Genomic DNA, 14886 nt, shown 5'->3' with positions numbered 1-14886 from the left:
GATGAGATTCGACCGCACGCAACGGCGGCGGCTGCTCGGCCGCCGCTTTCTCGTCGAGTGGATCGCGATCGGCTGTCTCGGGGTCGCGGTGATCCTCGCGGGCGTCGCGGGCCGGATGACGGCGAGCGTCGACCGCATCATCTACGATCGGCTGCTCACGCTGCGCAAGCTGCCGATCGAGTCGAACATCGTGATCGTCGAGATCGACAATCGCAGCCTCGACACGCTCGGCCGCTGGCCGTGGCAGCGCAGCGTCCACGCGGAATTCCTCGACGCGCTCGCGAAAACGCAGCCGGCGGCCGTCGTCTACGACGTGCTGTTTACCGAGCCTTCCGCCGACGATCGGGCGCTCGCGAAGGCGCTCGACCTCGTGCCGACGTTCCTGCCCGTGCTGCTGAGCCCGGAGGAGCGCGACGGCACGCGCACCGTCAATCTGCCCGTGCCGGTGCTCGCGCAGCATGTCGCGGGCGCGGGACACATCAATCTCGAAGTCGATCCCGACGGCATCGTGCGCAGCGTCGCGCTCTTCGAGAGCGATGGCCGCCACCGCTGGCCGCAGTTGATGGTGCCCGTGTTCCATGCGCTCGAGAACGGCCAGTTGAAGCTCGCGCAACCGGTGCCGATCGCGCGGCGCACGCACGACATCGCGCAGGACGACAACGGCGAGTCCCGCTATTTCATCCCGTTCAGCCGCGCGTCGCAGACCTACCCGGCGATCTCGTTCGTCGACGTGCTCGCGGGCCGCGTGAACCCCGACGAGCTGCGCGGCAAGATCGTGATCGTCGGCGCGACCGCTTCGGGGCTCTACGACCGCTTCGCGACGCCGATCTCGGGCGAGTTCGGCCCGCTGCCGGGCGTTTATATTCATGCGAGCGTGCTCGACACGCTGATGACGGGCCGCGCGATCTCGCCCGTGTCCGGCTGGCTCGTGTTCAGCGCGTCGCTGCTGCCGCTCGTCGTGCTGCTCGCGGGCTTCCTGATGCTGTCGCCGTGGCGCTCGCTGCTCCTCACGCTGAGCCTCGCCGGGCTCGCGGTCGCGTCGAGCGCGGCGCTGCTCTATGAGGCGCGGCTGTGGCTGTCGCCCGCGCCGGCGATCTTCGGGCTGATCGCCGCGTATCCGATCTGGAACTGGCGGCGTCTCGAGATGACGATGTCGTACCTGCGTTACGAGCTGCAGCGCCTTGCCGACGAGCCGCATCTGCTGCCCGAGGCGCCGCGCGAGCGCAACGAATTCGGCGGAGACGTGCTCGAGCGGCAGATGGCGCTGATGGCGCAGGCCGCGCAGCGCGTGCAGGACATGAAGCGCTTCGTGTGGGACAGCCTCGACAGCATGCCGGAGCCCGTCGTCGTGACCGATCTCGCGGGCACCGTGCTGATCGCGAACCACGCGGCGAAGCGCTACTGCGCGCGGCTGAGCGCGCCCGCGCCGGAAGGGCGGCCGCTGCGCGTCGCATTCGGCGAATTGTCGTTCGTGAAGACGGTCGACGGCAACGCCGAGCAGGACGTCGAGATCCGCTCGCACTGGCCGGCCGCGCTCGACCCGACGCGCGACTACGAGAACGACGTGATGGAGCGCGGCATCGAGGTCCGCGACCTGAGCGGCCTCGATCATCTGCTACGCTACGCGCCGTGCACGAACGCGCAGGGCAACGTGACGGGCTGGATCGCGAGTCTCGTCGACGTGACCGCGCTGCACGCGGCCGAGCGGCAGCGCGAGGAGGCGCTGCATCTGCTGTCGCACGACATGCGCTCGCCGCAATCGTCGATTCTCGCGCTCGTCGAGATCGAACGGCAGCGGGCCGAATCCGAGCACACGCGCGGGTTGCTCGCGCGCATCGAGCGCTACGCGCAGCGCGCGCTGATGCTCGCCGACGAGTTCGTGCAGCTCGCGCGCGCGGAATCGCAGACGTACCAGCTCGAAGCGGTGAGCTTCGCCGATCTGCTGATCGACGCGAGCGACGAAGTGTGGCCGCAGGCGCAGGCGAAGCGCATCCGCATCGATACGTCGTTCGGCGACGAGCCGTGCTGGGTCGGCGCCGACCGCTCGCTGATGACCCGCGCGCTCGTGAATCTGTTGAACAATGCGGTCAAGTACAGCCCGACGGACACGGTGATCACGTGTACGCTATCGGTCGAGCCGGGCGCGAAGCGCATGCATTGCGTGATCCGCGACCAGGGCTACGGCATTTCGCTCGAGGATCAGCGGCATCTGTTCGAGCGCTTCAAGCGGTTTCACACGAACGAGCGTCCGGAAGTCGCCGGCTCCGGGCTTGGCATGGCGTTCGTCAAGACCGTGGTCGTGCGGCACGGCGGCTGCATCGGCGTCGACAGCACGCCGGGCGTCGGCACCGCGATCACCGTGTCGCTGCCGACGCTCGACGAGCCGTTGGCGTGACGACGCAAGTATTCGACCGCCCGGCGCGAGTGGGGCTTGTGCACGGGCGGATGGCTAGGACGGGGGCGAACAGCGATATGGGAGAAGCTATGAAAGTCTTGTGGACGGGGGCGGCGCTGGCGGCCGCACTGTTGTCCGGATGCGCGTCGGTGACGACGGGCGTCAGCGCATCGGGGGCGCTGGCGGGCGCGCGAACCTACGATTTCGCGCGGACGGCCGCGCAATCCGACAACGCGGATTATCGGCAAGTGGAGACGCTCGTGCGCCGCGAGCTCGCGCAGCGCGGCTTCGACGAAGCGTCCGGCGTGCAGGCACGCTACCGGGTAACGATCGCCTATGCGACGCAGCCGGCGTCCGTCGCGCTGACGATGCCGGGCTGCGGCGGCGCGCAGCAGCCGGCATGCGTCGCGGTCGACGGGCCCGCGCCGTTCGGGCTGCCGTTCGCGGGCACGGTCTACCGGCACGTGCTGACGCTGCGCTTCGTCGAGCGCAGCAGCGGCAGCGACGCGTATCGCGTGTCGGCGGCCGTGCAGGACCGCCATCCCGATGCGTTGCTCGCGGCGCCCGCGCTCGTGCGCAGCGCGCTTGCGCGCGTGCCGTTTGCGGACGGAAAGGGCTGGCTGGTGGAAACGAAGAAGCGCGACGCCGACGCGATACCCGGCGTCGTGTCGGTGAAGCCCGTTCGCGCGAACTGAGCGGGGGGGCGGTGACAGGTGCGTGCCGCGCGGCGGCGGCGCATGATGCGCACCGCCCGCCGCGCGGCGCGGGAGTTCATGCGTCGTGCCGCGTTTCGCTGCGCGAGCGCAGATACGCTTCGAACTCGGTCTTCACTTCGGGGTGGCGCAGCGCGAACTCGACCGTCGCCTTCAGATAGCCGAGCTTGCTGCCGCAGTCGAAGCGAGTGCCGCGATACTTGTATGCGAGCACCTGTTCGTCCGCGAGGAGCGCCTGGATCGCGTCCGTCAACTGCAGCTCGCCGCCCGCGCCCGGCTTGAGCGCGCGCAGATGATCGAAGATCCGCGGCTTGAGCACGTAGCGGCCGACGACGCCGAGGTTCGACGGCGCGACTTCGGGCGCGGGCTTCTCGACGATCGCCGACATCTTGATGATCGAGTCTTCCCATTCCTTGCCGTCGACGATCCCGTACGACTTCGTGTCCTCGGGCGGGATCTCCTCGACGCCGATCACCGAGCTGTGATAGTGGTCGAACACGTCGACCATCTGCTTCATCACGGGCGGATCGCCGTCGAGCAAATCGTCGGCGAGGATCACCGCGAACGGGTTGTCCGCGACGAGCTTCTCCGCGCACAGCACCGCATGGCCGAGGCCGAGCGCTTCCGGCTGGCGCACGTAGAAGCAGTCGACATGGCTCGGCTTGATGCTGCGCACGAGCTCGAGCAGCTTTTCCTTGCCGCGCGCTTCGAGCTCCGCTTCGATCTCGTACGACTTGTCGAAATGGTCCTCGATCGCACGCTTGCTGCGGCCCGTCACGAAGATCATCTCGGTGATGCCGGCTGCAATTGCTTCTTCCACCGCGTACTGGATCAACGGTTTGTCGACGACGGGCAGCATTTCCTTCGGGCTCGCCTTGGTGGCGGGCAGGAACCGCGTGCCCAGGCCCGCGACCGGGAAAACCGCCTTGGTGACTTTCAACATGATTGAACCCTTGCTCCTCGTATCGATTCGGTCGAATCAAATGGTGATTGCAGCATTATAGTGAACGCAAGATTCCTTACGGATTGTTACGCCGGCAGCCGTGCAAGCTGTGCGCCGAGTTTCGTCAACGTATTCCGAAACTCCGCGAGCCGCTTTTGCTCCTGCTCGACCACGGCGGGCGGCGCTTTCGCGACGAACGCCTCATTGCCGAGCTTCGCGTTGCACTTGGCGATTTCGCCCTCGAGGCGCGCGATCTCCTTCGACAAGCGCTCGCGTTCCGCCGCGACGTCGATCTCGACCTTCAGCACCAGCTTGTTGTCGCCGACGATCGCGATCGGCGCGCCGTGCGCGTCGGCGTCGAGCGCCGCTTCGTCCGGCAGCACGCGCACTTCGGACAGGCGCGCGAGCGCCTGCACGTAGGGCGCGAACGCCCGCAGCTTCGCGGCGTCGCCGGCCGCGAGGAGCGGCACCTTGGTCGCCGGGGAAAGGTTCATCTCGCCACGCAGATTACGACATGCATCGACCACTGCCTTCAGTTCGGCCGCCCACTGTTCGGAAGCCTCGTCGAGCTTCTTCGGCTCGGCGACCGGATAGGCCTGCACCATCAGCGACGCTTCACCCTCCGCCTTGCCCGCCGGATAGCGGCCGGCGAGCGGCGCGACCTTCTGCCACAGCGCCTCGGTGATGAACGGAATAATCGGGTGCGCGAGGCGCAGCACCGTTTCCAGCACGCGCAGCAGCGTGCGGCGCGTCGCGCGCTGTTGCTCGGGCGTGCCGTTCTGGATCTGCACCTTCGCGAGCTCGAGATACCAGTCGCAGTATTCGTCCCAGACGAACTTGTAGATCGCGTTCGCGATGTTGTCGAAGCGATAGTCGGCGAAGCCCTTCGCGATGTCCGCCTCGACGCGCTGCATGAGCGACACGATCCAGCGGTCCGCCGGCGAGAAATCGAGATAGCCGCCGGGGCCGCAATCGCCCGCGCCGCAGACTTCCGGCTTGTCGAAGCCGCAGTCGTGGCCTTCGCAGTTCATCAGCACGAAGCGCGTCGCGTTCCACAGCTTGTTGCAGAAGTTGCGATAGCCTTCGCAGCGCGCGAGATCGAAGTTCACGTTGCGCCCGAGCGTCGCCATCGACGCCATCGTGAAGCGCAGCGCGTCGGTGCCGAACGCGGGGATGCCGTCCGGGAATTCCTTGCGCGTCTTCTTCTCGATCGACGCCGCCTGCTTCGGATTCATCAGGCCCGTCGTGCGCTTCGCGACGAGCGCGTCGAGGCCGATGCCGTCGACGATGTCGATCGGGTCGAGCGTGTTGCCCTTGCTCTTCGACATCTTCTGGCCTTCGGCGTCGCGCACGAGGCCGTGCACGTACACGGTCTCGAACGGCACCTTGCCCGTGAAGTGCGTCGTCATCATCACCATCCGGGCGACCCAGAAGAAGATGATGTCGAAGCCGGTGACGAGCACCGACGACGGCAGGAAATGTTTCATCTCGGGCGTCTCGTTCGGCCAGCCGAGCGACGAGAACGGCACGAGCGCCGACGAGAACCACGTGTCGAGCACGTCGTCGTCGCGCCTGAGCGCGCCCGCGTAGCCCTTCGCGGCGGCCTGCGCGCGCGCGTCTTCCTCGCTGCGCGCGACGAAGATCTCGCCGTTCTCGCCATACCACGCGGGAATCTGATGGCCCCACCACAGCTGGCGCGAGATGCACCAGTCCTGGATGTTCTCGAGCCACTGGTAGTAGGTGGTCGTCCAGTTCTCGGGCACGAACTTGATCTGGCCGCGGCGCACGACGTCGAGCGACACCTCGGTGATCGACTTGCCCGGATGGAACGTGCCTTCCGGCGCGGGCTTCGTCATCGCGACGAACCACTGGTCGGTCAGCATCGGCTCGATCACGACGCCCGTGCGGTCGCCGCGCGGCACCATCAGCTTGTGCGGCTTCACCGATTCGAGGAAGCCCTGCGCGTCGAGCTCGTCGACGACGGCCTTGCGCGCGTCGAAGCGGTCGAGGCCGCGGTACGCCGCGGGCGCGTTGTCGTTGATCTTCGCGTCGAGCGTGAGGATCTCGATCGGCGCGAGCTGGTGGCGCTGGCCGACCTGGTAGTCGTTGAAGTCGTGCGCGGGCGTCACCTTCACGACGCCCGTGCCGAATTCGCGATCGACGTAGTCGTCCGCGATGATCGGAATCTCGCGGTCGCAAAGCGGCAGCTTCACGCGCTGGCCGACGAGATGCTTGTAGCGCTCGTCTTCCGGATGCACCATCACCGCGACGTCGCCGAGCATCGTCTCGGGGCGCGTCGTCGCGACGGTCAGGTGGCCCGAGCCGTCCGCGAGCGGGTATCGGATGTGCCAAAGATGGCCGTTTTCCTCTTCGCTCACGACCTCGAGATCGGACACGGCGGTGAGTAGCACGGGGTCCCAGTTCACGAGGCGCTTGCCGCGATAGATGAGCCCTTGCTCATAGAGGCGGACGAACACTTCGCGCACGGCTTCCGACATCTTGTCGTTCATCGTGAAGTACTCGCGCGACCAATCGGGCGACGCGCCGATGCGGCGAACCTGGCCCGTGATCGTCGAGCCGGACTGCTCCTTCCATTCCCATACGCGCTCGACGAATTTCTCGCGGCCGAGATCGTGGCGCGACACGCCCTGCGCATCGAGCTGGCGCTCGACGACGATCTGCGTCGCGATGCCCGCGTGGTCGGTGCCGGGCACCCACAGCGTGTTGTGGCCGAGCATCCGGTGGTAGCGCACGAGCCCGTCCATGATCGTCTGATTGAACGCGTGGCCCATGTGCAGCGTGCCCGTCACGTTCGGGGGCGGCAACTGGATCGAGAAGTCCGGCCGGCTCGGGTCGAGCGCGGGGGTCGCATAGCCGCGCTTTTCCCATTCCGGCCCCCATTGGGATTCGATGGTCTGGGGCTCGAAACTCTTCGCAAGCGTGGTGTCGCTCATGGTTGGAAATTCGCCGAAAGATGGGGTGATTGATGCGGAAACCTTCGATTATAAATGGATGCGCATCCGCCCGGGCGGCGCGGGCCGCGCGCGATTTATAATGTCAGGCCCGCGTCCACCCGCTCGACTGTTTTCTCTCCATGCCCGATCTGCTCGCGAATCTGAACCCCGAACAACTCGCCGCCGTCACGTTGCCGAACGAGCCGGCGCTGATCCTCGCCGGGGCGGGCAGCGGCAAGACCCGCGTGCTCATCACGCGTATCGCGTGGCTGATCCAGCAGGGCTATGCGTCGCCCGCCACCGTGCTCGCCGTCACGTTCACGAACAAGGCCGCGCGCGAGATGATGGCGCGCCTGTCCGCGATGATGCCGATCGACACGCGCGGGATGTGGATCGGCACGTTCCACGGCCTGTGCAACCGGATGCTGCGCGCGCACTTCCGCGACGCGGGGCTGCCGCAGACGTTCCAGATCCTCGACACCGCCGACCAGCTCTCCGCGATCAAGCGGCTGATGAAGGCGGCCAACGTCGACGACGAGAAGTACCCGCCGAAGAACGTCCAGTACTTCATCAACAACGCGAAGGAGCAGGGGCTGCGTCCCGACAAGGTCGACGCGACCGACAGCTTCAACCGCAAGTTCGTCGAGCTGTACCAGGCGTACGACCAGCAATGCCAGCGCGAGGGCGTCGTCGATTTCCCCGAGCTGCTGTTGCGCTGCTACGAGCTGCTCGCGCACAATCCGCCGCTGCGCGCGCACTACCAGGCGCGCTTCAAGCACATCCTCGTCGACGAGTTCCAGGACACGAACAAGCTGCAGTACGCGTGGCTCAAGCTTCTCGCGGGCGGCCACAACGCGATCTTCGCGGTCGGCGACGACGACCAGTCGATCTACGCGTTCCGCGGCGCGAACGTCGGCAACATGCGCGACTTCGAGAACGAATTCCGCGTGCGCAACCTGATCAAGCTCGAGCAGAACTACCGGTCGCACGGCAACATCCTCGATGCGGCGAACCACCTGATCGCGAACAACGCGCACCGGCTCGGCAAGAACCTGCGCACCGACGCGGGCCACGGCGAGCCCGTGCGCGTCTACGAGGCGGCCACCGACGCGCAGGAAGCCGCGTGGATCGTCGAGGAGATCCGCTCGCTCGTGAATTCGGGCCTCGCGCGCAGCGAGGTCGCGGTGCTGTACCGGAGCAACGCGCAGTCGCGCTCGATCGAGCACACGCTGATGACGGCGGGCATTGCGTACCGCGTGTACGGCGGCTTGCGCTTCTTCGAGCGCCAGGAAGTGAAGCACGCGCTCGCGTATCTGCGCCTCATCGACAACCCGAACGACGACACCGCGTTCGCGCGCGTCGTCAACTTCCCGACGCGCGGCATCGGCGCGCGTTCGATCGAGCAGCTCGCCGATGCCGCGCGCCTGTACGATTGCTCGATGGCGGCCGCGATCCCGTACGTGGCGGGCAAGGCGGGCTCGAGCCTCGCGTCGTTCGCGAACCTGATCGCGAAGATGCGCGCGGAAACCGCGCAGATGAGCTTGCCCGAGACGGTCGAGCACGTCGTGCGCGCGAGCGGCCTTGCGGATTTCTATCAAGGCGAGCGCGAAGGGCAGGATCGTCTCGAGAACCTGCAGGAACTGGTGAACGCGGCCACCGCGTTCGTCTCCGAGGAAGGCTACGGGCTCGACACGCCCGCGCGTTCGATTCCGCTGCATGCGCGCGCGAGCGCGGCGCCGGAGCTCGCCGCGGGCGGCGCCGACCCGGCCGACGCGGTGCTCGCGCCCGCGAACCTCGCCGATCCCGCGCAGAACCCGGATGCGATGACGCCGCTCGCCGGCTTCCTGTCGCACGCGTCGCTCGAGGCGGGCGACAACCAGGCGCAGGCGGGCCAGGACGCGGTGCAGTTGATGACGGTCCATGCGGCGAAGGGGCTCGAGTTCGCCGCGGTGTTCATCACCGGGCTCGAAGAGGGGCTCTTCCCGCACGAGAACAGCGCGCTCGAATCCGACGGCCTGGAGGAGGAGCGCCGGCTGATGTACGTCGCGATCACGCGTGCGAAGGAGCGGCTCTATCTGTCGTTCGCGCAGAGCCGGATGCTGCACGGCCAGACCCGCTACAACATCCGCTCGCGCTTCTTCGACGAGCTGCCGCAGCACGTGCTCAAGTGGCTCACGCCGAAGGTCGAGGCGGGCGCGCGCTGGGGCGGCCGCTCGGACAACGCCGGTTGGGGCCGCGACTGGTTCGCGCGGCCGGGCGGCGGCGCGCGGGAGAGCGTGGTCGACGCGGCGGTGTCCGCGCCGCTGCCCGCGTTCGCAAACCAGCAGCGCGAGGCGCAGAACGGCTTGCGGATCGGCCAGCAGGTGTTCCACACGAAGTTCGGCGAAGGCACGGTGACCGCGCTCGAAGGCAGCGGCACCGACGCGAAGGCGCAAGTCAAATTCAAGCGGCACGGCGAGAAGTGGCTCGCGCTGGCGGTCGCGAAACTGCAGGCGGTCGAATGAATCAGCAGACGTCTTTCGACCGGCCGCTCGGCATCCTTGCCGCGCTGCCGGAGGAGTTGGGCGACCTCGTCGCCGCGATGCGCGCCGACGGGCCCGTCGACACGATCACGCTCGGCCGGCGCGAGTACCACGTCGGCGTCGCGCACGGCGTGCCGTGCATCGTCACGCTCGCGCGGGTCGGCAAGGTCGCGGCGGCCGCGACGGCGAGCGCGCTCATTCATCGCTTCGACGTGCGCGCGATCGTGTTCACGGGCGTCGCGGGCGGCGTCGCGAGCGACGTGAGCGTCGGCGACGTGGTCGTCGCCGGCGCGCTGCTGCAGCACGATCTCGACGCGTCGCCGCTCTTTCCGCGCTTCGAGGTGCCGCTGCTCGGGCTCACGCGCTTCGCGGCCGACGCGGCGCTCGCTGCGCAACTGAAGGCGGCCTGCACGCGCTTCGTCGACGAGGAAGGCGAGACGCTGAACGCGCGCTTCCGGCTGCGCGGCGCGCGCGTGCACGAAGGGCTCATCGTCAGCGGCGACCGCTTCGTGTCGAGCGAGCGCGAAGTGCGCGCGCTGCGCGACGCGCTGCCGGACGCGCTCGCGGTCGAGATGGAAGGCGCGGCGCTCGCGCAGGTGTGCCACGAGTACGGCGTGCCGTGCGCGATCGTCCGCACGATCTCCGATACCGCCGACGATCACGCGAGCACATCGTTCACGACGTTCCTGACCGACATCGCCGGCAGCTATTCGTCAGGCATCCTGAAGCGGTTTCTGGCCGCGCACGCGAAGGCGCGCGTGGCTTGATCCGCATGCGGCGCGGGGCGGTGCGCTCTCGCGACCGCCTTCGCCCGCCGCCCGGGCTCCTCGGTCCTCCATCCGGACAGCGCGGACCGCACGGATCATCCGGACCATACCGACCATACGGAGGACCGCCGCGGCCGCGTCGGCCGCGAGCGGTTGACGGTTGCGCCGCGCGCGCCGCCCCGTCAGCCGCCTTGCTTGCCGAGCGTCTTCCTGCCCTCGAGGTTCGGCAGAAACACCGTCAACACGCCGATCAGCGGCAGGAACGAACAGACCTTGTAGACGAACGCGATGCTCGTCGCGTCGGCGAGCTGGCCGAGCACCGCCGCGCCGACGCCGCCGAGGCCGAACGACAGCCCGAAAAACAGCCCGGCAACCGTCCCGACCTTGCCCGGAATCAGCTCCTGGCCGTAGACGATGATCGCCGCGAACGCCGACGCGAGCACGACGCCGATCACGATGGTCAGCACCGTGGTCCAGAACAGATTCGCATACGGCAGCATCAGCGTGAACGGCGCGACGCCGAGGATCGACGTCCAGATCACGTACTTGCGTCCGATCCGGTCGCCGACCGGCCCGCCGATGATCGTGCCCGCCGCGACGGCCGCGAGGAACACGAACAGATGGATCTGCGCGGCCTGCACCGACAGGTGGAACCTGTCGATCAGATAGAACGTGAAATAGCTGTTGATGCTCGCGAGATAGAAGTACTTCGAGAACACGAGCATCACGAGCACGCCGAGCGCGAGCCCGATCTGGCGGCGCGACAGCGTCGGATGCGCGGCGTGCGCGGCCTTTTTCCGCGCGGCCGGATGGCGCTGATACCAGCGGCCGATCTGAACGAGCACGAAGATCGCGACGAGCGCCGCGGCCGAGAACCACGCGATGCTGCGCTGGCCGTGCGGGATCACGATCAGCGCGGCGAGCAGCGGCCCGAGCGACGAGCCGGCGTTGCCGCCGACCTGGAACAGCGACTGCGCGAGCCCGTGCCGGCCGCCCGACGCCATCCGCGCGACGCGCGACGATTCCGGATGAAACACCGACGAGCCGCAGCCGACGAGCGCGGCCGCGACGAGCAGGAACGGGAACGTCGGCGCGAACGCCATCAGCAGCAGGCCCGTGAGCGTGAAGCCCATGCCGACGGGCAGCGAGAACGGCTGCGGGCGCTTGTCCGTGTACAAGCCGATCACGGGCTGCAGCAGCGACGCGGTGATCTGGTACGTGAGCGTGATGAGGCCGATCTGCGCGAACGACAGCGAGAATTCCGATTTCAGCATCGGATAGATCGCGAGGATCAGCGACTGGATCATGTCGTTGAGCAGATGCGAGAAGCTGATCGCGCCGAGCACCGGGTAGACGGTGCGAGAGACGGCGGCGGCCGGCGCGGCCGGTGCGGGCGAGGTGTCGGGACGGGCAATGGACGGGCGGTTGTCGAGGCTGGTTTCCATAGGAATGCGAGTGTCTCGGAAGGGGCGCTGCGTGCTCGAAAGGGCACTGCACGTGTTTTTCTTTGATGGGTCAACGAAGTGTAATGTGGCTCATCGGCAATGTCCGGCCAACTTTTGTCGCGAATCGGACAATTCTGCGCGCGACCGTTGCGCGCATTCGCACGCCGGCCGCGTGTTTAGCGTTTGCGCGGCGTTCCGCCGGGCGTCGCGCCCGAAACGGCGGGTTTTACCCCACTCAAGAAAAAAAAGCGCCTGCCGTAGATTCCGTCGAGACGTATCGCGTGAGCGCCGACGGTCATGCCGAAACCGCCTTTTCGGCCGCAGCATCAGAACGGGGATCCATCGATGAAAGGAGTATCGCTGCACGGCAAGCACTTCCTGCCCGACGACGCGCCTGGGAACCGCGGGCGCACGCCCAAGCCCGGCAAGCCACGCCGCGCGCGCCGCGCATGGTCGGTGAAGACGACGCTGCGCGCCGCGTTCGCGCTGCTGCTCGTCGGCACGCTCGCCGTCGGCCTGTTTTCGCTCGCGCAGATCAGCCGGCTCAACAGTTCGATCAAATCCGTGTACGAGCAGGGGCACGTCGCGAGCCGCGCGGCCGAGGAAGTGCGCGCGTCGGTGCTGCGCGCGAGCCGCGCGCAGAAGATGCTGATCACGGCGACGACCGCGAGGGAGCGAGACGATCTCGGCGCGGACATCGACAAGGGGCTCGCCGCGATCGGCACCGAGCTCGCGACGCTGCAGCGGCACGCGGACGGCGCGGCCGACGACGCCGCGCGCATGAAGGCGTTCGGCGCGGCGGTGGGCACATGGAGCACGCATCTGCGCGACTTCGTGAAGCTCGTGCGCGAGCAGCCGCTCGACCTGTCGCAGATGAGCTGGCAGGTCGGCTCTCAGGACGTGTCGCTGCTCGTCGAGACGGGCAAGCTCGAGAAGCTCGTCGACGGGCTCGTCGACGCGCGCGGCGAGGCGTCGAAGGCGACGCTCGACGCGTCGGGCGCGATATTCCGCGAATCGTTCGCGATGCTCGCCGCGATGACGGCGGCGCTCGTCGTGCTCGCGTTCGTGATCGCCGCGTGGGTCGTGCGGCGGCTCGGCGCGCAACTGGGCGGCGAGCCCGCGTATGCGAAGGAGATCGCGGTCAGCATTTCGCGCGGCGATCTGTCGAATGCGATCAGGCTCGACACGCGCGATCGCGACAGCATGCTGCACGCGCTGCGCGACATGCAGGAGGGCCTGGCCGGCACCGTGCGCGAGATTTCCGCGAGCGCCGAGGCGATCGCGTCCGCGGCGGGCGAGATCGCGATGGGCAATCTCGATCTGTCGCAGCGCACCGAGCAGCAGGCGGTCGCGCTCGAGCGCACCGCGACGAGCATGGGGCAACTGACGTCGACCGTCCACCAGAACGCGGAGAACGCGCGTCAGGCGAGCGCGCTCGCGGCGAACGCGTCGTCGGTCGCCGAGGCGGGCGGCTCGGTCGTCGGCCGCGTGGTCGCGACGATGAACGAGATCGACGAGAGCGCGAAGAGCATCCGCGACATCATCGGCGTGATCGAGAGCATCGCGTTCCAGACCAACATCCTCGCGCTGAACGCGGCCGTCGAGGCGGCGCGCGCGGGCGAGGAAGGGCGCGGATTTTCGGTCGTCGCGAGCGAGGTGCGCTCGCTCGCGCAGCGCTCGGCGACGGCCGCCAAGGAGATCAAGGCGCTGATCGGCGCATCGGTCGAGCGGGTCGCGAACGGCGCGGTGCTCGCGCAGGACGCCGGGCGCACGATGGACGAGGTCGTGCGCGCGGTGAAGCGCGTGACCGACATCATGGGCGAGATCTCCGCCGCATCGAACGAGCAGAGCTCGGGCATCGACGCGATCGAGCGCGCGGTCACGCAGATGGACGCCGGCACGCAGCAGAACGCGGCGCTCGTCGAGGAGGCGGCCGCCGCCGCGCGCTCGCTCGACGAGCAGGCGCAGATGCTCAAGGCGATGGTCGGGCGCTTTCACTTGCCCGCGCACGCGGTGGGTTGAGCGCGCGCGATGCGGCCGTCGCGCCGCATCGCGCCGAAGCGGGGCGCGCCGCGCGTTCGGCGGGCGGCCGGGCGGGCATGGCCGGCGCGTTTTCTTCCGCACATCCGCCGAAACGCGAACGGCCGGCATGCCACCGCATGCCGGCCGTTTTTGCGTCGTGCGCGGCGGGCCGCGTGCTGCGCGCCGCGCCGTATCCGCGCGGCGAACCGCCGCTTGTTCCGCGCGCCGCGCTACGACTTGCGCTTGCCGCCGTCGTCCGGCTCGACGATCACCGTGCAGGTCGTGCCGGCCGACAGCACGAGATCCTTCGGCACCTCGTCGATATGGATGCGCACCGGCACGCGCTGCGCGAGCCTCACCCAGTTGAACGTCGGGTTCACGTCGGCGACGAGGTCGCGGCTCTGCGGATTGTCTCGGTCGTAGATGCCGCGCGAGATGCTCTCGACGTGGCCTTTGAGCACGCCGCCGCTCATCAGCCGCATCTCGGCCTTCGCGCCGATCTTCACGCGCGGCAGCTTCGTTTCCTCGAAGTAGCCGTAGACCCAGAACGAATGGCTGTCGACGATCGCGAGCTTCGCCTGGCCGGCCGTCGCGTAGTCGCCCTTGAATACCTGCAGGTTCGTCACGTAGCCGTCGACGGGCGCGACTACGCGCGTGCGCTCGAGATTGAGCTTCGCGGCGTCGAGCGCGGCGAGCGCCTGCTGGTACTGCGCGTCGGCGCTCGATGCGGTCTGCATCGAGTTCTCGCGGCTTTCCTTCGATACGACGAGCGCATCGAGATCCGCGCGGCGCGCGGCGTCGGCGCGGCGCATCTGCAGCTCCGCACGGCGGGCGGCGACGGCCGCCTGCGCCTGCTCGACCGCGATCTGGTAATGCGACGGGTCGATCTGCATGATCAGGTCGCCCTTTTTCACGAACTGGTTGTCGCGCACCGGCAAGTCGACCACCGCGCCCGACACGTCGGGCGCGACGTTGACGATCTCCGCGCGCACGCGGCCGTCGCGGGTCCACGGCTCGTCCATGTAATGGACCCACAGCGTGCGCCCGATCAGGATCGCGACGATGAGGATGGCGGCTGTCGCGACGAAGCCGAAAAGTTTTCGCAAGAGCATGGTTCGATTCATA

9 protein-coding genes are annotated in these 14886 nt (G+C 68.1%); 5 read left to right on the top strand and 4 right to left on the bottom strand.

The window, feature by feature from the left end:
• Position 1: 1 nt before the first annotated feature.
• Both BTH_RS25630 and BTH_RS25625 read left to right on the top strand, forming a co-directional pair.
• On the top strand, positions 2-2395 hold the full coding sequence (locus BTH_RS25630) for a CHASE2 domain-containing protein (RefSeq protein ID WP_009891650.1): 2394 nt from the start codon (positions 2-4) through the stop codon (positions 2393-2395).
• An 89-nt stretch (positions 2396-2484) separates the two neighbouring features.
• The gene (locus BTH_RS25625; RefSeq protein WP_009891648.1) at positions 2485-3090 is read left to right on the top strand and encodes a DUF4136 domain-containing protein; all 606 of its coding nucleotides are present in this window, start codon (positions 2485-2487) and stop codon (positions 3088-3090) included.
• Between the two features lie 76 nt (positions 3091-3166).
• Here the strand turns inward: BTH_RS25625 and galU are convergent, their stop codons facing one another.
• Complete coding sequence (galU, locus tag BTH_RS25620; RefSeq protein ID WP_009891646.1) at positions 3167-4051, bottom strand: UTP--glucose-1-phosphate uridylyltransferase GalU; 885 nt, start codon at positions 4049-4051, stop codon at positions 3167-3169.
• An 86-nt stretch (positions 4052-4137) separates the two neighbouring features.
• Positions 4138-7005 carry a valine--tRNA ligase gene (locus tag BTH_RS25615; protein WP_009891643.1) on the bottom strand — a complete coding sequence of 956 codons (2868 nt, stop codon included), beginning with the start codon at positions 7003-7005 and terminating at the stop codon, positions 4138-4140.
• A gap of 140 nt (positions 7006-7145) precedes the next feature.
• On the opposite strand from BTH_RS25615, the gene BTH_RS25610 reads away from it, so the two are divergent.
• Positions 7146-9509, top strand: a complete 2364-nt coding sequence (locus BTH_RS25610) for a UvrD-helicase domain-containing protein (protein WP_009891641.1) — start codon at positions 7146-7148, stop codon at positions 9507-9509.
• Positions 9506-10294 (top strand): 5'-methylthioadenosine/adenosylhomocysteine nucleosidase, encoded by a 789-nt coding sequence (locus BTH_RS25605; protein WP_009891639.1) that lies wholly within the window; start codon positions 9506-9508, stop codon positions 10292-10294. The genes BTH_RS25610 and BTH_RS25605 overlap by 4 nt, the downstream gene beginning before the upstream one ends.
• A 182-nt stretch (positions 10295-10476) precedes the next feature.
• Here BTH_RS25605 and BTH_RS25600 read toward each other — a convergent pair whose 3' ends face one another.
• Entirely contained in the window at positions 10477-11739 is a 1263-nt protein-coding gene (locus BTH_RS25600; protein WP_011402438.1) for an MFS transporter, read from the bottom strand.
• Between the two features lie 345 nt (positions 11740-12084).
• On the opposite strand from BTH_RS25600, the gene BTH_RS25595 reads away from it, so the two are divergent.
• Positions 12085-13761 (top strand): methyl-accepting chemotaxis protein, encoded by a 1677-nt coding sequence (locus BTH_RS25595; RefSeq protein ID WP_011402437.1) that lies wholly within the window; start codon positions 12085-12087, stop codon positions 13759-13761.
• 230 nt (positions 13762-13991) lie between these two features.
• Here BTH_RS25595 and BTH_RS25590 read toward each other — a convergent pair whose 3' ends face one another.
• Entirely contained in the window at positions 13992-14873 is an 882-nt protein-coding gene (locus tag BTH_RS25590) for an efflux RND transporter periplasmic adaptor subunit (protein ID WP_009891635.1), read from the bottom strand.
• Positions 14874-14886 lie beyond the last annotated feature (13 nt).

Source organism: Burkholderia thailandensis E264, from assembly GCF_000012365.1.
GTDB lineage: Bacteria > Pseudomonadota > Gammaproteobacteria > Burkholderiales > Burkholderiaceae > Burkholderia > Burkholderia thailandensis.
The sequence above is the reverse complement of the archived record's forward strand: the minus strand, read 5'-3'. Positions and strand labels throughout refer to the sequence as shown.